Source organism: Deinococcus radiopugnans ATCC 19172, from assembly GCF_006335125.1.
Taxonomy (GTDB): Bacteria; Deinococcota; Deinococci; order Deinococcales; family Deinococcaceae; genus Deinococcus; species Deinococcus radiopugnans.
The window spans coordinates 21,060-40,899 of record NZ_VDMO01000015.1 but is presented as its reverse complement, the minus strand read 5'-3'; the positions used below and the strand labels follow the sequence as shown (position 1 = coordinate 40,899).

General features: G+C 66.5%; 22 protein-coding genes. 14 read left to right on the top strand and 8 right to left on the bottom strand.

Annotated elements, in window-relative coordinates; all coding sequences use genetic code 11:
* Positions 1-21 precede the first annotated feature (21 nt).
* On the bottom strand, positions 22-1,599 hold the full coding sequence (locus tag FHR04_RS13925) for an Rqc2 family fibronectin-binding protein (protein WP_139403959.1): 1,578 nt from the start codon (positions 1,597-1,599) through the stop codon (positions 22-24).
* Positions 1,600-1,721: 122 nt separating this feature from the next.
* Between FHR04_RS13925 and FHR04_RS13920 the strand changes: the two genes are divergently transcribed.
* Complete coding sequence (locus FHR04_RS13920; protein ID WP_183944807.1) at positions 1,722-2,633, top strand: RluA family pseudouridine synthase; 912 nt, start codon at positions 1,722-1,724, stop codon at positions 2,631-2,633.
* Here FHR04_RS13920 and FHR04_RS13915 read toward each other — a convergent pair.
* From FHR04_RS13915 to FHR04_RS13905, 3 genes are all read right to left on the bottom strand, one after another.
* Positions 2,630-3,397, bottom strand: coding sequence for a hypothetical protein (locus FHR04_RS13915; protein WP_139403958.1), 768 nt, complete (start codon positions 3,395-3,397; stop codon positions 2,630-2,632). The genes FHR04_RS13920 and FHR04_RS13915 overlap by 4 nt on opposite strands.
* A 61-nt stretch (positions 3,398-3,458) precedes the next feature.
* Positions 3,459-4,511 (bottom strand): ComEC/Rec2 family competence protein, encoded by a 1,053-nt coding sequence (locus tag FHR04_RS13910; protein ID WP_139403957.1) that lies wholly within the window; start codon positions 4,509-4,511, stop codon positions 3,459-3,461.
* Positions 4,508-4,909 carry a DUF3006 domain-containing protein gene (locus FHR04_RS13905; RefSeq protein ID WP_249039134.1) on the bottom strand — a complete coding sequence of 134 codons (402 nt, stop codon included), beginning with the start codon at positions 4,907-4,909 and terminating at the stop codon, positions 4,508-4,510. Before FHR04_RS13905 ends, FHR04_RS13910 begins: the two co-directional genes overlap by 4 nt.
* Positions 4,910-5,081: 172 nt before the next feature.
* Here FHR04_RS13905 and FHR04_RS13900 point away from each other — a divergent pair, with 172 nt between their 5' ends.
* Together FHR04_RS13900 and FHR04_RS13895 are read left to right on the top strand one after the other, a co-directional pair.
* Positions 5,082-6,506, top strand: a complete 1,425-nt coding sequence (locus FHR04_RS13900; RefSeq protein ID WP_249039133.1) for a TldD/PmbA family protein — start codon at positions 5,082-5,084, stop codon at positions 6,504-6,506.
* A complete protein-coding gene (locus tag FHR04_RS13895; protein WP_249039132.1) occupies positions 6,503-7,870 on the top strand; it encodes a TldD/PmbA family protein in 1,368 nt (455 codons plus the stop codon). Before FHR04_RS13900 ends, FHR04_RS13895 begins: the two co-directional genes overlap by 4 nt.
* Before the next feature lie 11 nt (positions 7,871-7,881).
* Here FHR04_RS13895 and FHR04_RS13890 read toward each other — a convergent pair whose 3' ends face one another.
* Positions 7,882-8,517 (bottom strand): DUF1684 domain-containing protein, encoded by a 636-nt coding sequence (locus tag FHR04_RS13890; RefSeq protein ID WP_139403956.1) that lies wholly within the window; start codon positions 8,515-8,517, stop codon positions 7,882-7,884.
* Positions 8,518-8,600: 83 nt separating this feature from the next.
* Here FHR04_RS13890 and mqnE point away from each other — a divergent pair, with 83 nt between their 5' ends.
* From mqnE to FHR04_RS13850, 8 genes are all read left to right on the top strand, one after another.
* On the top strand, positions 8,601-9,731 hold the full coding sequence (gene mqnE, locus FHR04_RS13885; RefSeq protein ID WP_039681697.1) for an aminofutalosine synthase MqnE: 1,131 nt from the start codon (positions 8,601-8,603) through the stop codon (positions 9,729-9,731).
* A 41-nt stretch (positions 9,732-9,772) separates the two neighbouring features.
* Positions 9,773-10,132, top strand: coding sequence for a nuclear transport factor 2 family protein (locus FHR04_RS13880; RefSeq protein ID WP_245616384.1), 360 nt, complete (start codon positions 9,773-9,775; stop codon positions 10,130-10,132).
* Between the two features lie 115 nt (positions 10,133-10,247).
* Positions 10,248-11,090, top strand: a complete 843-nt coding sequence (locus FHR04_RS13875; RefSeq protein WP_139403955.1) for a menaquinone biosynthetic enzyme MqnA/MqnD family protein — start codon at positions 10,248-10,250, stop codon at positions 11,088-11,090.
* 272 nt (positions 11,091-11,362) lie between these two features.
* Positions 11,363-12,103 carry an enoyl-CoA hydratase-related protein gene (locus FHR04_RS13870; protein WP_139403954.1) on the top strand — a complete coding sequence of 247 codons (741 nt, stop codon included), beginning with the start codon at positions 11,363-11,365 and terminating at the stop codon, positions 12,101-12,103.
* An 82-nt stretch (positions 12,104-12,185) separates the two neighbouring features.
* Entirely contained in the window at positions 12,186-12,671 is a 486-nt protein-coding gene (locus FHR04_RS13865; protein ID WP_139403953.1) for a hypothetical protein, read from the top strand.
* Positions 12,672-12,878: 207 nt separating this feature from the next.
* The gene (locus FHR04_RS13860) at positions 12,879-14,291 is read left to right on the top strand and encodes a nicotinate phosphoribosyltransferase (protein WP_139403952.1); all 1,413 of its coding nucleotides are present in this window, start codon (positions 12,879-12,881) and stop codon (positions 14,289-14,291) included.
* Position 14,292: 1 nt separating this feature from the next.
* The gene (locus FHR04_RS13855) at positions 14,293-15,003 is read left to right on the top strand and encodes a TIR domain-containing protein (RefSeq protein WP_139404009.1); all 711 of its coding nucleotides are present in this window, start codon (positions 14,293-14,295) and stop codon (positions 15,001-15,003) included.
* Complete coding sequence (locus tag FHR04_RS13850; protein WP_139403951.1) at positions 15,000-15,602, top strand: hypothetical protein; 603 nt, start codon at positions 15,000-15,002, stop codon at positions 15,600-15,602. The genes FHR04_RS13855 and FHR04_RS13850 overlap by 4 nt, the downstream gene beginning before the upstream one ends.
* 6 nt (positions 15,603-15,608) lie before the next feature.
* On the opposite strand, the gene FHR04_RS21600 is transcribed toward FHR04_RS13850, so the two are convergent.
* Complete coding sequence (locus tag FHR04_RS21600; protein WP_260170199.1) at positions 15,609-15,734, bottom strand: hypothetical protein; 126 nt, start codon at positions 15,732-15,734, stop codon at positions 15,609-15,611.
* A 232-nt stretch (positions 15,735-15,966) separates the two neighbouring features.
* On the opposite strand from FHR04_RS21600, the gene FHR04_RS13845 reads away from it, so the two are divergent.
* Both FHR04_RS13845 and FHR04_RS13840 read left to right on the top strand, forming a co-directional pair.
* On the top strand, positions 15,967-16,557 hold the full coding sequence (locus tag FHR04_RS13845) for a nicotinamide mononucleotide transporter family protein (protein ID WP_139403950.1): 591 nt from the start codon (positions 15,967-15,969) through the stop codon (positions 16,555-16,557).
* Positions 16,550-17,554: an AAA family ATPase gene (locus tag FHR04_RS13840; RefSeq protein WP_139403949.1), complete on the top strand. Its 1,005-nt coding sequence runs from the start codon at positions 16,550-16,552 to the stop codon at positions 17,552-17,554. The genes FHR04_RS13845 and FHR04_RS13840 overlap by 8 nt, the downstream gene beginning before the upstream one ends.
* Here FHR04_RS13840 and FHR04_RS13835 read toward each other — a convergent pair.
* Positions 17,551-17,913, bottom strand: a complete 363-nt coding sequence (locus FHR04_RS13835; protein ID WP_139403948.1) for a cupin domain-containing protein — start codon at positions 17,911-17,913, stop codon at positions 17,551-17,553. The two genes, FHR04_RS13840 and FHR04_RS13835, sit on opposite strands and share 4 nt — an antisense overlap.
* A 77-nt stretch (positions 17,914-17,990) precedes the next feature.
* On the opposite strand from FHR04_RS13835, the gene FHR04_RS13830 reads away from it, so the two are divergent.
* Positions 17,991-18,449, top strand: a complete 459-nt coding sequence (locus FHR04_RS13830) for a DUF6194 family protein (RefSeq protein ID WP_139403947.1) — start codon at positions 17,991-17,993, stop codon at positions 18,447-18,449.
* Here the strand turns inward: FHR04_RS13830 and FHR04_RS13825 are convergent.
* A complete protein-coding gene (locus FHR04_RS13825; protein WP_211344202.1) occupies positions 18,446-19,840 on the bottom strand; it encodes an 8-oxoguanine deaminase in 1,395 nt (464 codons plus the stop codon). The genes FHR04_RS13830 and FHR04_RS13825 overlap by 4 nt on opposite strands.

Genomic DNA, 19,840 nt, shown 5'->3' with positions numbered 1-19,840 from the left:
AGCCTCTGAGGCTGTCGAGGGCTACTCCGCGGCGCCCTCGTCCGGCGGCGTGCCGTCCACGAACACCGTGTTCTGATCGGTGTAATGCACCTGTCCGGCGGGCGCACCCCGCGGCTTCCACACGTACTTGATGCGGGTGTAGTCCACGCCCACGTTGCTGCTGCCGCGCGCCTTGCTGTTCGCGGCGGCCAGCCGGGCGGCGTACAGGATGTCCGGCTGCGCCAGCTCCTTGCCCCCGGTCCGCACCACAACATGGCTGCCCGGATAGCCCTGCGCGTGAAACCAGTAGTCCATGCTGCGCCCGATGCGGTGCGTCAGGGTGGCATTTTCCTTGTTGTTGCGGCCCACCAGCACCTCGTACCCGCCGGGAGTGGTGAAGCGCAGGCCGTACTGGCTCTTTTCCGGGCGCTCGGACTGCAGGGTGGCAGCCAGCGCGTCCAGCTCTTCCAGAGTCGCGTGTTCCAGATGGTCCACGCGGGCCTCGGCCTCGGCCAGTTCGGCGCGCAGGGCGCCTTCACGCTCCAGCAGGCGCTCGTACACGTCCTCGCGGCGACGGGCGCGGCCATAGCGCTTCTCGGCGTTCTGCACCGCGCTGAGGCTGGGGTCCAGCGCCACCGGGCGCAGGCCGCTGCCGTCGAAGGCAGGCAGCTCCGCACTGGCGCTGCCCGCTTCCACCGTGGAGGCGTAGGCCATCAGCAGGTCCGCTTCCTCGCGGTCAATGGCGGCGGCGTCCAGGCCCGCCTCGGCGCGGGACACGTCGGCCAGCTGGTTGCGGATCAGGGTCAGGCGTTTGTTCAGCGGCTCGGCCAGCGCTTTCCGCAGGGCGGCGGCCTTCTCGCTGCGGGCGGCCTCGCGGGCGCCGTCCTGCATGACGCCCTCGCTGACGGTGGGGTCCTGCACCAGGGAACGCAGCGCTTCGAGCGCCCGCAGCCAGTTTTCCTCGGGTGCCTGCGCGGCAGGGAGATTCGCCCGCCGCGCCAGCTCCGCACCCAGCAGCGGCCCCAGACCGTCCAGGCGTTCACGCCACCGTCCTATCGGCAGGGCGGCCAGAGCACGCGCCTCGGCCTCGCTCAGCGTGCGCGGGTCCAGCTTGTCGTAGGGCGGCGGCGGCGTGTACTGTCCCCCGCTGCGAATGGTGCGGAAGCGGTTGCGGCTGCCGGTGATCTCGCGGGCGGCCATGACAATCCGGCCCTCGAAGCCTTCCCCCTCTTCCAGCACCAGCAGGTTGGCGTTGCGGCCCGTGACCTCGAACAGCAGCCGGGTGGGGGCCTGATCGACGAATCCGGCCTCGCCGCCGAAATGCAGGACCAGCACGCGGTCCAACTTGAGCTGCTCGGCGCCCAGCAGTGGCCCGCGCACCCGCGCCGCCAGAAAGCGCTGAAAGGGGCTGCGCGGATCGCCCCGCAGCCGCTCACGCGAGATGAACAGCACCGGCTGCGGCGGGCGGTAGGCCAGCACCAGGTTGCGGCGCTCGCCGGGACCGGGGCCGTCCAGCAGCAGGGCGGCGGTGGTCTCGTCGGGAAAGACCCAGCCCAGCGTGTGCAGCGGCAGGTGCGGGGTCAGTTCGCCCAGCACCCTGGCCAGCATCAGCCCTTCCATGCGGCACCTCGGAAAACGTGGGGACAGGCGGTCATCCGGGCATGCTAGCGCCGGAGGGCTGGGGGCGACTCCGCATCATGGCTCAGTTTCTGCTTCCGCCGCAGCTGTCAGACTGCGTGCCTATGCTCAACCTGCCCCCTACCCTCAACGACGGTTACGCCTACACCGAGCGCATTGCCCCACGCGGCGCGGGCGTGGGCGTGCTGGCGTATCTGGCGGGGCGCTATGGGCATTCCACCGTGGAGGCCTGGCAGTCCCGGCTACGGCGCGGCGAAGTCGTGCTGGACGGCGTCACGGTTCAGGGCACGGAGGTTTTAAGGACCGGCCAGACATTGGTCTGGAACCGTCCACCGTGGCCCGAGGACGCCGTGCCGCTGCATTTTGCAGTACTGCACGAGGACGCCGCAGTGCTGGCCGTGTCCAAATCCTCCGGGCTGCCCACAGTTCCGGCGGGCGGGTTTCTGAACCACACCCTGCTGACGCTGGTGCGCCGGCAGTGGCCGCAGGCGTCGCCGCTGCACCGACTGGGACGCGGCACCTCGGGGCTGGTGCTGTTTGCCCTGACCCCCCAGGCGGGGGCGGCGCTGTCGCGGGACTGGCGCGAGAACCGCGTCCGGAAGGTTTACCGGGCGCTGGCCCAGGGCGTGGCCGAACAGGAGAGATACGCGATCACCACGCCCATCGGCCCGGTGCCGCATCCAACATTAGGCGAGGTGTACGCGGCCAGCGCGGGCGGCAAACCCTCCCACTCCACGGCGCAGGTGCTGGAGCGGCGCTCAGACCGCACGCTGTTCGAGGTAGACATCCACACGGGCCGCCCGCACCAGATCCGGATTCATCTCGCGTCTATCGGGCACCCGCTGGTGGGCGATCCACTGTACGGGCCGGGTGGATTGCCGCTGGGCGAGCTGCCAGGACTGCCGGGCGACGGCGGCTATCTGTTGCACGCGTACCGGCTGGGGTTCGTCCATCCGGTGACTGGTCAGCAGATGACGCTTGAGACCCCAGCGCCCGACGAACTGAACGTCGGTTAATCCAGGCCGCTTCTGCCCAGACCGCCCTTGAGCAGCATTTTCTGGAGGCGCTCGTCGCCAACCGTGAACTCCTCGCCGTAGATTAACGTGGCTGAATTCCAGCCCTGAGCAAGCGCAATATTGACAAACAGGTGGTAACGACTGCCTGACGAGTACTGGCTGGTGCAGGACAGCTCACCCTTCGCCGTCGCGGCGACGCTGGAGTACAGCAGCATCTCGGAGGCGTTGAAATACTGCGTGAACGGCCTGAAGGTGGTATAGGGTGGCAGAGGCGAGAACTGGGGCTGAAGGGGTGCCGCCGCATCGGCGCTGTTGCGGGCAACGTAGAACCCGGTCAACTCGGCGGCCTCCGCGTCCGGCACACTGACCACCAGCGTGTCCACGGAGCAGTCGGCGTCCCCAAAGATGTTGAACGCCCGCACAAGCTGGCGCAGGGGCACAGTGGCGGGCAGCCCTGAAGAGGGCAAGGGGGCAGGCGGCTGCGCGGGAAGCACGACGGTGTAGTTGCCTCCGCCGTCGATGGTGCCCACCACCGTCTTCTGCGGCCAGTCCAGCGACACGGGACGGGAACTGGAGATGGACCAGCGGGCGACGTGCCCGCTCAGCGTCGGTGTCCGTCCCAGCGGGCCGCTCGTCGGAGCCTTTGCCAGCACCTCCGAAAAATCCGCGTCCGACACGGCCAGACTGGGTTCGCTGGGTACATTGAACGCCTCGCAACCGCAGAGGACGAGTGCCAGGACGATGGGCAGACCGATGCGCGACATGCTGGAGTAGATCACACCTGTCCTTTACCTGGACGCACATTTCTGGACTGCCCGGCCACAGCTAGCGCTGCGTGTTCACCGTATAAGTCCCGTCCGCATTGCCTGTGAAGGTCACCGTGCCGTTCTGATCGGTACGGTAGATGCGGACGCCGTTTTGCCGGTACAGGTCCAGCGCCGTCTTCGTGGGATGCCCGTAATTGTTCTCGCCCACGCTGATGACCACGTTTTCCGGGCGCACCACCGCCAGCCACGCCGCGCTATCACCGTTGGCCGCGCCGTGGTGGATGCTCTTGTAGGCCTGGAACGGCCCCCGGATCTCGTCCCTGTCCTGCTCCAGCCACGCCGCCGTCTCCTTCAGCTCGCTGTCGCCGGTCATCAGGGCGCGGAAGTCGCCGAATTGCAGGGCCACGCCGACACTGTTGTCGTTCTGCGCGTCGCCCACGCCGGAGGGCGGGCCAATCACCTGCACTTTCACACTGCCCAGGTTGATCAGCTGGTTGCTGGCCTTCTTGAAGGTGGTCTTCTGGGCCTGCAACGCGTCCACCAGCCGCTCCCAGGTCTTGGTGGTCCCGCCCAGCCCGTTGTTGATGAACAGCGTCGGTTTGGCCCGGGCCGCCGCCACCAGTCCTGCGATGTGGTCGGCGTCGGCGTGGGTGGCCACCATCACGTCGATCTTGTCGATGCCGTAGGTTTTCATGTGGTCTTCCATGCGCGATATGCTGCGGCCCCCGTCGATCAGCATGGTCTTGCCCTCGGGACTGCGGACCAGCACCGCGTCGCCCTGACCCACATCCAGAAAGCGCACGGTGACCTGGCCCTGGGGGGTCGCGCCGCCCTCAGCCTTGTCCTTGCCCTTGCCGGTCATGCCGTTACACGCCGCCAGCGAGACGGTCAGCGCCAGCACAACCAGGCCCGCGATATCCGCCGGGCTGGGGCCGCGCCTGCGCCCCCAGCGGGCAGGCCTGCGGGCGGCTGCCTTGCGGGAGGCGGCCCCGCCAGTTCTGGGGGCGGCCTTTTTTCCAGCCGCCCGCTTCCCAGTCTCACTCTTTTCAGCGCCTTTCTTCCCAGCCGCCTTCTTCCCCGGCGCTTTCTTCTTCGGAGGCTTGTCGCTCATACCGTGATCTCTCCATCCTCTTCACGCAAATCAGATTCGGCGTTGTTCAGGGCCTCCAGCCGCGCCTGCGCGGTTTCGCGGCGCTCCATGGTCTCGGCCACCAGAATACGGACGGTCACGCCGTCCGGGCCGTCCTGCACGTCCAGCAGGTCACCCTCACGCAGGGCCCCGGGCAACACACGCAGCGGCAGATCGAACGTCGTGCCGTCCTCGCGTTCCAGCCGGGCCAGCGGGCCGTGCGGGCCGTCCTCGATGCCGTCCACGGTCCAGCGTTCCGGGGACCGGTGTGTGGCAGGCGGCGACACCGCAGGCAGAGATTCGACCGTCTGACGTTCACCCGCCGCAGCCGCCGCAGCATCCTCTGGCAAAGCGTTCTGATGATGGTCCGCTTTCTTCACGTCCACAGCGTAGCGCCCCGCCCATCCACAAACCTGACGGTCTGGCCGGTGGGCCTAGGCGATCTGGCCTAACGGGGCCATCGGCTCACATTCCCGCTTCCCTTTCGGCCCCGTTCGCGGCAAAGTGGGAGGGTTCAACAACCCAGGCCACCACCCCACCACAGGAGAACCCGTGACTGCACCGACCGCCTCCACCCCCCGATTGCTCGACCCCCACCTGGCCGCCGAGGTTCTGCAGGCCGCCCGCGCCGGCGGGGCCGATTTTTCCGAACTGTTCGTGGAAGACACCGTCAACACCACGCTGCGCCTGCACCAGGGCGAGGTCAAGGACGCCGGGGGCGGCAACCTGTTCGGCGCGGGCCTGCGGCTGCTGTACGGCACGCGCGTGGTCTACGCCTACACCAACGACGTGACCGCGAACGGCCTGAGAACGCTGGCCGACTCGGTGGCCCGCGCCCAGTCCGGGCAGGGCGAGGTCAGCCGTGACGGCGTGGGCGGGCTGGATTTCCGTACCGTAGACGTCCAGCCCCTGTACGTGGCCCGCGAACACCCGCTGACCGTGCAGCGCCGCGAGAAGCTGGCCCTGATGCGCCGGGCACACGGGGCAGCGGCGGGCGTAGGCGACGTGAAGACGGTGGACGTGACCTACCTCGACCGCGTGCAGCGCGTGCTGATCGCCAACTCCGACGGGCTGTGGGCCGAGGACGAGCGGGTCTGGACGCGGCTGGTGGTCAGCGCCATCGCGCAGGACGGCACCTTCCGTGAAAACGGCCATTACGGCCCCGGCGCGGGTCAGGGCCTGGAATTCTTTGAAACAGTGACCCCTGAGAGCGTCGGTGCAGAGGCCGCCCGCATCGCCAACGCCATGCTGCGGGCGGACTACGCCCCTGCCGGGAAGCTGCCCGTCGTGATCGGCAACGAGTTCGGCGGCGTGATCTTCCACGAGGCCTGCGGCCACAGCCTGGAAACGACGGGGGTGGAGAAGAACGCCAGCGTCTTCGCCGACAAGATGGGCCAGCGCATTGCCCACGAATCGGTCACCGCCATCGACGACGGCACCATCGCCGGCTCGTGGGGCATGGTCAACGTGGACGACGAGGGCATGCCGTCACAGCGCACGGTGCTGATCGATAGGGGCGTGCTGACCTCGTTCATCGTGGACAAGGTGGGCGCCCTGAAAACCGGCCACGCCCGCACCGGCAGCGGACGGCGGCAGAACTACACCTTCGCCCCGGCCAGCCGCATGCGCAGCACGTTCATCGACAACGGCACCCAGACCCCCGACGAGCTGATCCGGGGCGTGAAACACGGCCTCTACGCCCGCAAGATGGGCGGCGGCAGCGTGACCCCCGGCACCGGGGACTATAACTTTGCCGTCAACGAGGCGTACATGATCCGCGACGGCGAGCTTGCCGAGCCGATCAAGGGCGCCTCGCTGGTGGGCAACGGCGCGCAGGACTTGAAGAACATCGTGGGCGTGGCAGACGACTTGTCGCTGGGCCAGGGCATGTGCGGCAGCATCTCGGGCAGCATTCCCACCGACGTGGGGCAGCCGCACGTCCTGATCAGCGAAATCACCGTGGGAGGCCGCGCATGACCCGAATGGAACCGGACCGCACCGAACAGTTGACGATTGAGGCCGCCCGCAGCCACCTGCTGACGCGGGCCGGGGAGCGGGGCGTGGCCCTGGAAGTCTTCGCCCAGCGCCAGAGCAGCACCAGCGTTCAGGCGTTCGGCGGCGAGGTCAGCGAGTTCAAGCTGGCGAACCGTCAGGGCGTGGGGCTGCGGGCACTGGTGGGCGGCGCGTGGGGCTACAGCTTCAGCGAGAACCTGTCGCGCCCCGCACTGGACCGGGCGCTGGACAGCGCCGTGGAAAACGCCGAACTCACCGCACCTGAACGCGGCGCGGCGCTGGTGGCCTGGGGCGAGCCGCCCGCCCTGGATCTGTACGGCGAGGGCCTGAGCGGCGTGACCGTGGAGCAGAAGGTGGGGGTGGCCCTGGCGCTGGAGTCGGCGGCGAAGGGGGCCGACGCCCGCGTAACCAGCGTCGCCTACGGCGGCTATCAGGACGGCGACGTGCACGGCCTGATCGCCAACACCCAGGGGCTGGAACGCCAGGACGCGCAGCTGTACGCCATGCAGTACGTCTACCCGCTGGTCAGCGAGGACGGCCAGACCAAGATGAGCGGCGACTGGCAGTTCACCCGCGAGTTCACCGATCTCGATCCCACCCGCACGGCGCTGAGCGCGGTGGAGAAGGCCACCCGCCTGCTGGGCGCCAGGCCCGCGCCCAGCGGCACCTTTCCCGTCGTCTTCAGCGGCGAGTGCCTGGCTGAGCTGCTGATGCTGTTCTCGCCGATGTTCAGTGGCCGCATGGTGGAGGAGGGCAAGTCGCCGCTAGCGGGCCGCCTGGGCGACAGCATCGCCAGCCCGCTGGTGACCCTGGTGGACGACGCCACCCTGCCGCGCGGCCTGAGTTCGCGCGCCTTCGACGCCGAGGGCTGCCCCAGCGCCCCGCTGACGCTGGTGGACGCCGGACGCCTGAGCGCCTTCATGCACAACCAGGACACCGCCGCCCGCGCCGGCACCGTCAGCACCGGCCACGCCAGCCGCCACGGGTACCAGGGCACCGTGGGCGTCGGCCCCAGCAACCTGATGCTGAGGGCCGGAGAGACGCCCACAGCACAGGTGACGGCGGGGCTGACCGGCGTGCGCGTGACCGGCGTGTCGGGCGGCCACGCAGGGGCCAACCCCATTACCGGGGATTTCAGCCTGGAGGCCGAGGGCTTCTGGTTCGAGGGCGGCACGGAACAGCATCCCCTGGAGGTCTTTACCGTGGCCGGGAACATCTTGGACGTGCTGGCAGGGATCGAGGCGGTGGGCGACGAGCTGGAGTGGTCAGAGTGGTCTGCCGGGGCGCCCGCCGTGCGCGTGGGGGCGCTGGGCATCGGCGGAAGCTGAGCCAGACTGGATCACGATAACCGCTCGCCTGCCCGCACCGGGCCGCCCAGCACGTTCTGCGGCGGCGCGAGCGGGCAGCTCCAGCGGGAATCGTAAAAGCAGGACGGGTGGTAGGCGAAATTGAAGTCCAGCCGCAGTGCGCCCGACGCCGTGCCATTCAAAGACAGGCTGCCCAGATCGGCACTCTTGGCGGTGTCCAGCAGGTAGCGCCCGCCGCCATAGCTTTCCTGCCCGCTGGTGGCGTCCCGAAACGGCAGAAACACGCCGCCGCCATATACGTCGATCCAGTACACGTCCAGCGTGCCTATCGGCAACGTGACCTGCCCGAAGCGCACCAGGGACATGTCCTGGCCTGTCGAAGAGGGGACGGTCAGGCGTTCCTGCGGGCCAGAGGTATCCACCCGCGCGCTGAACGCCAGCGCCGGATCGTAGGGCCAGCACGGCAATGACGCGAAAGCGGCCCGCGCCGCCGCGTCCAGCGGGGACTGCGGGTGGGCCTTGAACAGGGCATTGCGGCCCGTCTGCCACAACTGATGCGCTGCCTGTGGATCACGCGGCAACTCGGCCCGCACGCGGGCGTACAGGGCGCTGACCTCACGCCGCCAGTCAAGGAGGTCAAGCCACGCCGTGGGTGCGCCAGAAGACATGCCGACACCCTACGCGGTCTTCATGGCCCTCTTATCGGGTCAAAGGGACACTTTGAGGCAGACCTGGGGCGTATCCTCCCCTCATGAAGTGGCTTCGTGACCAGACCCTGAGCGATGTCGTGGACAAGGTAGAGGCGGGCGAGCGCCTGACCTTCGAGGACGGCCTGCGCCTGTTCCACACCCGTGACCTGAACGCGTTGATGCGGCTGGCGAACATCCGCAAGGAGCGCATGCACGGCGACAAGGTGTTCTTCGTCCACTCGATGCGGCTGGAATTTACCAACATCTGCTACGTGGGCTGTACCTTCTGCGCCTTCGCCGCCCACAAGAACGAGGAACGCGCCTGGGACTACAGCCCCGAGGAAGTGGTGGCCCAGGTGCGCCGCCGCTACCTGCCGGGCATCACCGAACTGCACATGAGCAGCGGCCACCACCCCAACCACAAGTGGGAGTATTACCCCGCGATGGTGCGCGGGCTGCGCGAGGCGTTCCCCGACCTGCAGGTCAAGGCCTTTACCGCCGCCGAGATCGAGCACCTGAGCAAGATCAGCAAGAAGCCCACGCTGGAGGTGCTGCGCGAGCTGAAGGATGCGGGCCTGAGCGCCATGCCGGGCGGCGGCGCGGAGATCTTCGCCGACCGCGTTCGCAAGCAGGTGGCGAAGAACAAGGTCAAGGCCGACAAGTGGCTGCAGATTCACCGCGAGGCCCACAGCCTGGGCATGCGCACCAACGCCACCATGCTGTACGGTCACATCGAGACGCTGGAGGAACGGCTGGATCACATGGATCGCCTCAGAAAAGTGCAGGACGAGACGGGCGGCTTTCACGCCTTCATCCCGCTGGCCTTTCAGCCGCTGGGCAACACGCTGGCGCAGAACCTGGGCAAGACCGACTTCACCACCGGCCTGGATGACCTGCGAAATCTGGCGGTGGCGCGCATCTACCTCGACAATTTCCCGCACATCAAGGGCTACTGGGTCATGATCGGCAGCGAGCTGACGCAGGTGTCCCTGGACTGGGGCGTCTCCGACATCGACGGCACCATTCAGGAGGAACACATCGCCCACGCGGCGGGGGCCACCAGCCCGATGGCGCTCTCGGAGGCGGGCATGATCCGCATGATCCAGCACGCCGGACGCACCCCGGTGCTGCGCGACGCGTACTACAACGAGTTGCAGACTTTTGCGAAGACCGGAGCCGAGGCCGCCGATTAACGCGGTGCCCTCCCCTGTTCTGGCCGCCTGGGAGCCTGACCGTGCTGCCGCTCAATGACACCTCCCAGGCGGATCTCGACGCCGTGCTGCTCCTGGATGACCGCTGGAACGCCGCCTATCACCGCCGCAGCCCGCAGGAGATGGCAGAGGTGCTGGCCGACGACTGGCTGGCCTTCTTCCCGGACGGTCAGGTGGTTTTCAAGCGGGACGCGCTGGACGGCATGGCCCGCAACCCGCCCTCTACCCTCGTCTTCGAGCGCCACGCCTCGCGCGTGTTCGGCGACACGGCCATCACGCGCGGCACGTTGTACGCCGACGGTGAACGCATCCAGAGCTTCCTGCGGGTGTACGCCCGGCGGACAGACGAATGGCACGCGGTGAGCGTGCAGGTGGTGCCATGAAGACTCGCTGCGCTCGTGGTCTGAGGGTCAAACAGACTAAAGGTCTAGGGGCAGGCGATCCCCCATCCCTCAGACCTTTAGACCCTCAGACCCTTAGACCGACGCGGAGCGCCCCATGACCTACCGAGCTGGATGGATTCACTTCACCAACGTCGCCCCGATTCTCGATTCGCTGGACCTGCCGCCGGGCGTCAGTGCCATTACCGGCGTGCCGACGCAGATGAACGCGGCGCTGCTGGCGGGCGAGGTGGACATCGCCAACATCAGTGCGGTGGAATTTATCCGCCACGCCGACATTCTGGAAGCACTGCCGGATTTCAGCGTCAGCGTGCTGGGGCCGGTGTACTCGGTCAATCTGTTCCACACCCGTCCGCTGGCCGATCTGCGCCGGATCGCCCTAACCGCGCAGTCGGCCATGAGCGTGGCGCTGCTGGAGGTGCTGCTGCGTGAGCGCGGCCTCTCCCCCGTGCTGGAACGCGCCGAGGGCGAGGCCGAGGAGTTGCTCCAGCAGGGCTACGACGGCGTGCTGCGAATTGGCGACAGCGCCCTGCGCGAGTGGTACCGCGTGGTGGGGCCACTCACCAACGAGCGCACTATGACCACGCTGCCGGACAGCGGACGCGGCATCACGGTCACCGATCTGGCCGAGGACTGGTTTCGTCTGACCGGGCACCCCTTCGTGTTCGCCGTGTGGGCCTACCGCAAGAATCGCCCGCCCCCGCCAGAGCTGGTGCAGGCCATGCGCGTGGCCCGCCGGGAGGGCATCGGGCACTTGGCCGACGTGGCGGGGCGGCACGCGGCCAAACTGGGGCTGCCCGAGCGGGTGGTGCAGCACTACCTGTGGAACTTCCGGTACCACCTGGAAGCGCCAGATCGGTTGGGCCTGAAGGAATTCGCCGCCAAAGCCGTGCCTGGCCACGCGCCACTGTGCTTCGGCCAGAGGCCAGGGGAGGGCTGAGCTGCACGCCACCACAGCCATAAAAAAGAGAGCCTCGCAAGGCTCCCTCTTTTTTGAAGTTCAAAGCTCACGGGTCTCTCCCCGCTCCTCTGTTCGCACGTCCGTTTTTAAGGTTCCCGGAGGTGGACGTCGCCCTCAAGTGCATATGTACATCGTGGTCTGCACAGCATGGCTCTTTCAAGCCAGAACGCTCAATATATTCCGTGGCCGCAAAAATGTCAAGCACGCCTGATCCTGAACCCGGTTCAACCGCAGGCGCTACACTGCCGGGCATGACGTATCAAACCGTTCGCCTGTCGCGGCAGGGCGAGGTGGCCACCCTGACCCTCAGCGCCAAGATGGGCAGCATGGGGCCGGACTTCTGGCGCGAGATGCCGCAGGCGCTGGCCGAACTGGGGGACGCCCGCGTGCTGATCGTGCGCGGCGAGAAAATCTTCAGCGCCGGGCTGGACGTGAAGACCAACGCGGGCCAGATCGGGCCGGTGCTGGGTGACGTGGTGGGGTTCAAGGCCGTGGTGGCCGAGATGCACGCCGCCACCGAGGGGCTGGCCGCACTGCCCATTCCGGTGATCGCCGCTGTGCACGGCTGGTGCATCGGCGCGGGGCTGGAGCTGATCAGCGGGGCGGATATCCGGCTGTGCAGCAGCGACGCCCGCTTCAGCCTGCCGGAAGTCAAGCTGGGCATTGCCGCCGATCTGGGCGGGTTGCAGCGCCTGCCGCACCTGATCGGACGCGGGCGCACCGCGCATCTGGCGCTGACCGGCGAACCCATCGACGCCGAGACTGCCGAGATCTGGGGCCTGGTCACCGAGGTGATGGACACGCCCGACGAGTTGTTCCGGCGGGCCGAGGAACTGGCCGCCCAGCTGGTGGCCCTGTCCCCGAAAGCGCTGGAAGGCACCAAACGCGCCCTGACTGACGATCTGCCGCACGCCCAGAGCCTGAGCAATGCCGTGGAGTGGAACGCGCATCACATGACGCTGGAAGGTTTGCAGAACGCGCTGAAGAAGTAGTTCAGGGCAAGACTCAGCCCCGCCCCGAGGCCACCGCGAAATCGTCGGTGGCCTTGTTGCCGTCGGCGCTATGCTGCGGCCCGTGAGACACCTTGCCCGCCCCCTGTCCCTGTGCCTGCTGCTGGCCGTGGGCGCGGCGCAGGCGGTGGGCACCGCTCAGGCCGCAGCGCCGGCCGGACAGACCGCCACCCTGAGCGTGATCTTCGGGTTGCGTGACCTGCTGGTGAACCGGGACGCCCCCAACACCGTGCGGCTCACCACCCCCTGGGGACAGGTCAGCGGAGCCGTCAATGGCCCGCCGCATCTCGACGCGAAGTACCGCGAGTATTACGGCCGTGTGCGGCCCCTGAGCCTGCAGGTGCGGGTGCCGCCGGGGACCCGGCCGGGCCTGTACCCAGCCAGCTTGAGCGCCCGCCTGTTCACCTGCAATCAGCACCGTGGGCTGTGCATCCAGCGGGAAGCGAAGGTACCGGTCAGCCTTCAGGTGGTGGCGGTGGGTGAGACTGGTCAGGACCGCCCGCTCCGCCTGACCGACGCTTCGCTTGCCCCTCCAGGACGTTGGCGCTAAGGCGAGGGTCAAGTCCCATACCTGCTCCCTGGCACAGTCACTCCCGGCCCCAGCCATTCACAGTCTTGCCGCAAAGGCGGAGTGGGTACTGCAGCAGAGACAGCTGTAGCCCACAAAACCAAGAGCGGAGAGTCACTTTTATCATATTACTCATAGTCTGATTTTGGATTATGAGCGCCAGAAGGCAAGACCACAGGAGGCTCCACGATGACCCCTACCACCCGCACGGCCCCCCTCCCCCACCTGAGCGACGAGAACCTGATTCTGGACACCGACAGCTACAAGAGCAGCCACTTCCTGCAGTACCCCCCCGGCACCACCCGGCTGTTCTCGTACCTGGAATCGCGCGGCGGGCGCTACCCAGTTACGCGCTTTTTTGGACTGCAATACCTGCTGGACCGGTACCTGACGCGCCGCATCACCGCCGAGATGGTGGAGGAAGCCCGCAGCGTGATCGAACCGCACGGCGAACCGTTCCCCTACGACGGCTGGATGCGGGTGGTCAACGTCCACGGCGGGCGGCTCCCGCTGGAGGTGCGGGCCGTGCCCGAGGGGACGCTGGTGCCCATCCACAACGTCCTGATGAGCGTGACCAACACCGATCCCGAGCTGCCGTGGCTGGTGGGCTGGTTCGAGACCATGCTGATGCGGGTGTGGTATCCGACTACCGTCTGCACGCAGAGCTGGCACATCCGCCAGATCATCGGCAAGGCGCTGGAGGAAACCTGCGACAACCCGGCGACGGAACTGCCCTTCAAACTGCACGACTTCGGCAGCCGGGGCGTGAGCAGCCGCGAGAGCGCGGGCCTGGGCGCCCTGGCGCATCTGGTCAACTTTCAGGGCAGCGACACCCTGGAAGCGCTGCGGGTGGCCCGCAACCACTACGACGCCGACATCGCGGGCTTTTCCATCCCCGCCGCCGAACACAGCACGATTACCAGCTGGGGCAAGGAGCATGAGGTGGATGCCTACCGCAATCTGGTGGCGCAGTTCGGCAAGCCGGGCGGGCTGTACTCGGTGGTCAGCGACTCGTATGACCTGAAATACGCCATCAACACCCACTGGGGCGAAACGCTGCGTCAGATGGTCATCGACAGCGGCGGCACGCTGGTGGTGCGCCCCGACAGCGGCGAGCCGCCTGCAATGGTCAGGCTGGCGGTGCGCGCCCTGGCCGCCAAATTCGGCACCACAGTGAACGGCAAGGGCTATCAGGTGCTCAACCATGTGCGCGTGATTCAGGGCGACGGCATTGACGAGCAGACCATCACCCAGATTCTGCAAAACCTGCTGATCGACGGCTTTTCCGCCGAGAACGTCACCTTCGGCATGGGCGGGGCGCTGCTGCAAAAGGTAGACCGCGACACCCAGCGTTTTGCCTACAAGGCCAGCGCGGGCCTGATCGACGGTGCGTACCGGGGCATCTACAAGGATCCCGTGACCGATCCCGGCAAGCGCAGCAAGGATGGCGTGCTGGACCTGGTCATGGAAAATGGCCGCATGACCACGCGCGCCTATTACACCTTCGACACGGATTTTCCCGGTTCGTTGATGCGGACGGTGTACAGGGATGGAGAGTTGCTGGTGCGGGATTCACTGGAGGAGATTCGGGGGCGTGGGTAATATGGATACAAAATCAGCTCTTGCATATATCGCAAGCGTCTACAGATCAATTTCGGAAACAGACGATAAATCAGATATATCTCTATTCGCTGTTGCGCTTAAATACTCCGAACTGAGGCCTGATCTTCAAGAAGTATTTCCTCATATTTTCTCATTCATGCCTGGAATTACTCTCCCGCAAACTAAGCATACGGAGTATGGCTCTTACGCTAAGTCGGAGGGAATAAAATCAATAGAAGTAGAGACTAAAGCTTTTCTTGATTTCTGGTCAACACTCAATTCAAAAAATACGTCCATCTCCCCTCTCCCGAAAAAAGTATTTATATCTCATGGAAGAAAAGAAGATTGGCGAAAAGTTCAGGAGTACGTCGAGCGTACTCTAGAGATTCCAACTCTTGAATTGGCCCAAGAGGCAAATAAGGGCAGGACAATCTTTCAGAAACTCGTCGACGAGTCAGATAGTTGCGGCTACGCAATTATAATAATGACTGGAGATGACCTGACTACCGATGAACAGATAAGAGCCAGAGAGAACGTCATTCACGAGCTTGGCTATTTTCAGGGAAAGTATGGGCCAGATAGGGTTTGCCTTTTACACGAAGAGGGCGTAAATATACCCACCAACATTGCCGGATGGGTTTATATACCTTTTCCCGAGGGAGGAATTGAAGCTGCCTTGGGAGGAATTACACGCGAACTGAAACACTTGTGAACGCCCTCACCCCCCTCCTCCCCGCCCTGCACACCCTCGAACCTTTAGGGTTGCCGTCCGAATCATTCAAAACGTGGTTCGCTTCGGCCAACCCCGAACAGGCCGCCCGCCTCGCCCGGCATCTGGAGGCCGAATTCCGCTCGCTGGCCGGGGCCTACGCGGACAGCGTGGATCACGCCTACCTGCGCTCGGAGGCCTTCCGGGCCAACGTGGTTCAGGCGGTACGCACGGCAGAGGTGGCCGAGTCGGAGGCCAAACTGCGCTTCATCGCCCGCGCCCTGGCCGGCTGCCTGCTGAATTTCCCGCCACCCGCGCCCGACAAGTTTCAGACGCTGCGGATTATTGGGGAGCTGTCGGACCGCGAAACGCATGTGTTTGTGGGCCTGTTCGATTTGCTTGACCCGATAGAGCCGTTCGAGGATCGTCTTCCCGCAGGCACAACAGCGACGGTGGCGGGCCTGTCCCGGCAGGAATTCGCGGCGGCGCTGCTTGGATTGGGGCAACTGGGGGTGCTGGTGCGGGAGGACAGCGACTGGAAACTCACGGCACTGGCGCGGCAGATGGGTGCGCTGACGAGGATTGGAGGGGAGATCGATTGACCCCGTCTAGCGTAGGTCTCGCATGTAGTCGGTATGCACACGCTCCAGCAGTTCGGCCCGGCTGGCGTGGGGGAAATTGCGTCGCTTGGCCGTCACGCCGCGCTCAATGGCTCCACGATTGTTCCGGGTCACGGTCAGCAGTTTTTGCAGCCAGAACTCCTCCTGTGAAGGTGAAGGCAGGCCCTCAGAGCGCGGGGAACCACGCCGCCCCGCGACAGATTTCCCCACCTTTCCCCGGCTGAGCAGCAACAAGACGGCCCAGAACAGGGCCAGGAGAGCCAGAAAGACCGCTGCCGACATGCCCGCAATCTACGGACGACACTCTTTCCGCTCTGGCACAGCCCAGTTCCTTTGAGGAGCATTTATGAACATTCTCGGCCTCACCCTTCCGCCCCTCGCCCTTGATCTGGCGGGCGGCCTGTGCGTCCTGGTCAGCCTGTATTACCTGTGGGGCAAGGCCAGCACGTACTGGCACTGGAGCAACGCCTCGCTGCTGCCGTACTTCCTGCTGTTCCTGGCGGGTGGGCAGTGGATGCTGGCGGGGTTGCAGGTCACCTACCTGCTGTTCGGCATTCACGGCCTGTACCTGTGGCATCTGGAGGCCCGGCGCGCACGCGGCGAGATTCGCTTCAACGAGGCCGGATGGTACGGCGTGACCTGGGCCGCCAGCCTGCTGATCTTCGCGTACACGGTGGTTCTGACCGACTTTGCCGACGTGTGGAACGGCGTGCAGTTCGCGGCGGTCACGCTGGCTTTAGTCGCCAACTTCGCCACGACGCGCCGCTGGGCCTGGGCTTGGCCGGTGTGGGTGGTGGTCAATGCCGTGCAGGCCGTGTACTTCTGGCACACGGGGTACTGGGTGCTGTTCGGTCTGCAATTCATTCTGGCGGCCATGAGCCTCTACGGCTGGAAACAGTGGCGACAGGACGAGGCGCGGGAAGTGGCCTTTGCCTGACTCCACATCAAGATTCAGACACGCCCTGATCGTCGGCAAGTTCGCTCCTTTCCACAAGGGCCACATGCGGCTGCTGGAGCGGGCGCTGGCCGAATGCGAACGGGTCAGCGTGTGGGTCTACAGCCGCCCGGACTTTCCGCACATGCCCTCGCCGCTGCGCCGGGGCTGGATCCGCGAACTGTTTCCTGCCCGGCTGTTTCCAGGTCTGGAGTTGCTGCCCGACGCGCCCAATCCGCCGATGAACGACGAGCCGGATGCCGTTCACCGGGCCTACGTCCGCCGCGTTCTGGACGGTTGGGGGATTCACCCCGACGCCGTGTACACCAGCGAGGGCTACGGCGACGCGCTGGCGGCGGAACTGGGCGCGGCGCATGTGTGTGTGGATGCGGCGCGGACGGCGGTGCCGATTAGCGGCACGCGGCTCAGGGCCGACATTCATACCCACCGTCAGTTTCTCGATCCCGCCATTTACGCCCATTTCGTGCAGAGGGTCGTGCTGCTGGGCGCGGAAAGCACCGGCAAAAGCACGCTGACACGGGCGCTGGCCAAAAGCTGCGGCACCACGTCCGCCCGCGAGTATGGCCGCGACGTGTACGAGCGCGAGGACGGCCACCTGTCGCCCGAACACTTTCTGGAAATCGCCCTGGGCCACCGCGCGCTGGAGGATGAGGCCGCCCGCACCCCTGGCGTTAATCGCTGGGTCTTCTGCGACACCAATGCCGCCACCACGCTGATGTGGTCTTACCTGCTGACCGGCACGGCCCTACCCGAACTGCACGCGCTGGCCGATGCCTGCCGCGCCCGCTACGCCCACACCGTCCTGTGCGCCGACGATCTGGCCCACGAGCAGGACGGCTGGCGGGCCAACGCGGCAGTTCGCACCGTGCAGCAGGGCTTTATTCGGCAGGAGCTGGGGACCAGGGGCATCCCATTCCTGGAAGTGCAGGGTGGTGTGGCGGCGCGGGTGGCACAGGTGCGGGCGGCGTTGAAGCTCTAGCCACCGTATTCCGCGTCCGTCACCTTCGCCATCCACACCGTTTCGCCCGCGTTGATGGCGAGGTGTTGCATCAGCGAATCGGGGGCCGCGCCGTGCCAGTGTTCCTCGCCCGCGTCAATCTGCACCACGTCCCCGGCGGTCATGGTCAGGGCCGCCTCGCCGCGCTTCTGCACCCGGCCCACGCCGCTCAGGACGACCAATGTTTGCCCTTGCGGGTGCGTGTGCCACGCCGTCCGCGCGCCGGGGGTGAAGGTCACACGCAGCACCCCCTCGGCCTGCCGTTCCATCCAGACCTGTCCGGTGAAATTGGCCTCGGGAGCGGGGCGGGCGGTCAGTTCTTGGCTGGGGATGTGTTTCATGCGGTTCAGGCTACGCTGCCCGCCTCGGACTAGCGAAAAATGAAGCTCCGCCCAAGAGCTCGCCCCGGAATTTGCACATGAATCTCAAGAAAGCTAAGGTCATGACCTCGCCAGATGTCGCCGCAATTGCCACCTACCTGACTGCGCCTCCCTACCACGCCGAGGTCACGGAGGCCCTGTCGGCCCTGTTCTTCTTCGCGCCGCCGGATGCCAGGCAGCCCGCCGATCACCGCAGGCCCTTCGCCACCCTCGTGATCAGCGATGACCATGATGCGGCCTCAGACCTGAACCGGCCCGGCGTTTTCCGGCTGAACATCGGGGTGGGGCGCTCCACCTTTCAGCAGCTGTTTGCTGGAGAACAGCCGCAGGCGTTCACCGCGCTGGACACCCTGATGCCGCACCCGGTGTATGCCGGCGCCCACTGGGTCTGCGTGTTGAATCCCAGCACCGCGACATTTGACAGGCTCGGCCCCCTGCTCGATGAGGCGTACCAAATGGCAAAAGCTCGGCTGGCCCGTAAGCAAACGCTGGGTTAACCTCCGATCATCCGGCGGCTGTGGGCGTCGTGGCGCTCCACCAGCGCGGGCAGTTCCACGCCCAGCACCTCTCCCCCATCCACGATCACGCGCCCGTTCACGATGTTCAGGGCCACACGCGGCGGCGCGCACAGGGTCAGGGCGGCCAGCGGATCGTGCCGTGCCCCCGAATACCCCAGATCGCGCAGGTCAATGGCGATCACGTCGGCGGCGAAGCCCGGCGCGAGCTGCCCGATGTCGTCCAGGTTCAGCACCGACGCCCCGCCGCGTGTCGCCAGCCACAGCGCGTCGTGGGCGGTCAGGGCGTCTGCTGCGTTGGGAGCCTGTCCCGGCACGCCGCGCACCCGCGAACTCAGCAGCGCCTGCCGCGCCTCGGCCAGCAGGTGCGAGCCGTCGTTGCTGGCGCTGCCGTCCACGCCCAGCGCCACCCGCACCCCGGCCTCCAGCAGCGTGCGGGTGGGCGCAATGCCGCTGGCCAGCCGCATGTTGCTGCTGGGGCAGTGCGCCACGCCGCAGCCGCAGGCGCCCAAGCGCACGGCATCCCCCGCGCTGAAATGCACGCCGTGAGCGAACCACACGTCCGGCCCCGTCCAGCCCAGCGACTCGGCGTAGTCCAGCGGGCGCAGGCCGAACTTGGACAGGCAGAAGGCGTCCTCGTCGGCGGTCTCGGCCAGATGGGTGTGCAGCATCACCCCTTTCTCGCGGGCCAGCACGGCACTCTCCCGCATCAGGTCACCGGTCACCGAGAACGGCGAGCAGGGGGCCAGGGCAATGCGCGTCATGGCAAGGCGGGCCGGATCGTGGAAGGTGTCGATCAGCCGCGCCGAATCGGCCAGGATGGCGTCCTCGCGCTCCACCGCGCGGTCTGGCGGCAGGCCGCCCTGGGACTCGCCCAGGCTCATGCTGCCGCGCGTGGCATGAAAGCGCAGGCCCAGGTCACCCGCCGCGCGGATGGTGTCGTCCAGCGTCACGCCGTTGGGGTACAGGTACAGGTGATCCGAGGACGTGGTGCAGCCGCTCAGTGCCAGTTCCGCCAGCCCCAGTTGGGCGCTGTCGTAGGCGGCCTCGGGGGTCAGGTTCAGCCAGATGGGGTACAGGGTCTTGAGCCAGTCGAACAGCCCGGAATCCACCGCCAGACAGCGGGTGAGCGTCTGGTACAGGTGGTGGTGGGTGTTGACCAGACCGGGCAGGACGACGTGGCCGCTCAGGTCACGCACGGTCGCGCCGCCCAGCAGTTCAGCGGGCAACTGCGAATCCAGCCCCACCCAGACGATCTGCTGGCCCTCCAATACCAGGGCGGCGTCGGACAGCGGCGGCGTGGGCGACAGGCGTTCGCCGGTCATGGGAATCAGGGCGTGGATGCGGCGCAGGACGGTGCGGGTGGGGTTCAT

Excerpts from the sequence above, each read along its gene's own strand:
- mqnE (WP_039681697.1), top strand. The coding sequence starts at position 8,601 with ATGAAGTGGCTTCGTGACCAGACCCTGAGCGATGTCGTGGACAAGGTA.
- FHR04_RS13830 (WP_139403947.1), top strand. The coding sequence starts at position 17,991 with ATGAATCTCAAGAAAGCTAAGGTCATGACCTCGCCAGATGTCGCCGCA.
- FHR04_RS13835 (WP_139403948.1), bottom strand. The coding sequence starts at position 17,913 with ATGAAACACATCCCCAGCCAAGAACTGACCGCCCGCCCCGCTCCCGAG.
- FHR04_RS13895 (WP_249039132.1), top strand. The coding sequence starts at position 6,503 with ATGACCCGAATGGAACCGGACCGCACCGAACAGTTGACGATTGAGGCC.
- FHR04_RS13825 (WP_211344202.1), bottom strand. The coding sequence starts at position 19,840 with ATGAACCCCACCCGCACCGTCCTGCGCCGCATCCACGCCCTGATTCCC.
- FHR04_RS13915 (WP_139403958.1), bottom strand. The coding sequence starts at position 3,397 with ATGTCGCGCATCGGTCTGCCCATCGTCCTGGCACTCGTCCTCTGCGGT.
- FHR04_RS13875 (WP_139403955.1), top strand. The coding sequence starts at position 10,248 with ATGACCTACCGAGCTGGATGGATTCACTTCACCAACGTCGCCCCGATT.
- FHR04_RS13925 (WP_139403959.1), bottom strand. The coding sequence starts at position 1,599 with ATGGAAGGGCTGATGCTGGCCAGGGTGCTGGGCGAACTGACCCCGCAC.
- FHR04_RS13890 (WP_139403956.1), bottom strand. The coding sequence starts at position 8,517 with ATGTCTTCTGGCGCACCCACGGCGTGGCTTGACCTCCTTGACTGGCGG.
- FHR04_RS13845 (WP_139403950.1), top strand. The coding sequence starts at position 15,967 with ATGAACATTCTCGGCCTCACCCTTCCGCCCCTCGCCCTTGATCTGGCG.
- FHR04_RS13910 (WP_139403957.1), bottom strand. The coding sequence starts at position 4,511 with ATGAGCGACAAGCCTCCGAAGAAGAAAGCGCCGGGGAAGAAGGCGGCT.
- FHR04_RS13870 (WP_139403954.1), top strand. The coding sequence starts at position 11,363 with ATGACGTATCAAACCGTTCGCCTGTCGCGGCAGGGCGAGGTGGCCACC.
- FHR04_RS13855 (WP_139404009.1), top strand. The coding sequence starts at position 14,293 with ATGGATACAAAATCAGCTCTTGCATATATCGCAAGCGTCTACAGATCA.
- FHR04_RS13920 (WP_183944807.1), top strand. The coding sequence starts at position 1,722 with ATGCTCAACCTGCCCCCTACCCTCAACGACGGTTACGCCTACACCGAG.
- FHR04_RS13860 (WP_139403952.1), top strand. The coding sequence starts at position 12,879 with ATGACCCCTACCACCCGCACGGCCCCCCTCCCCCACCTGAGCGACGAG.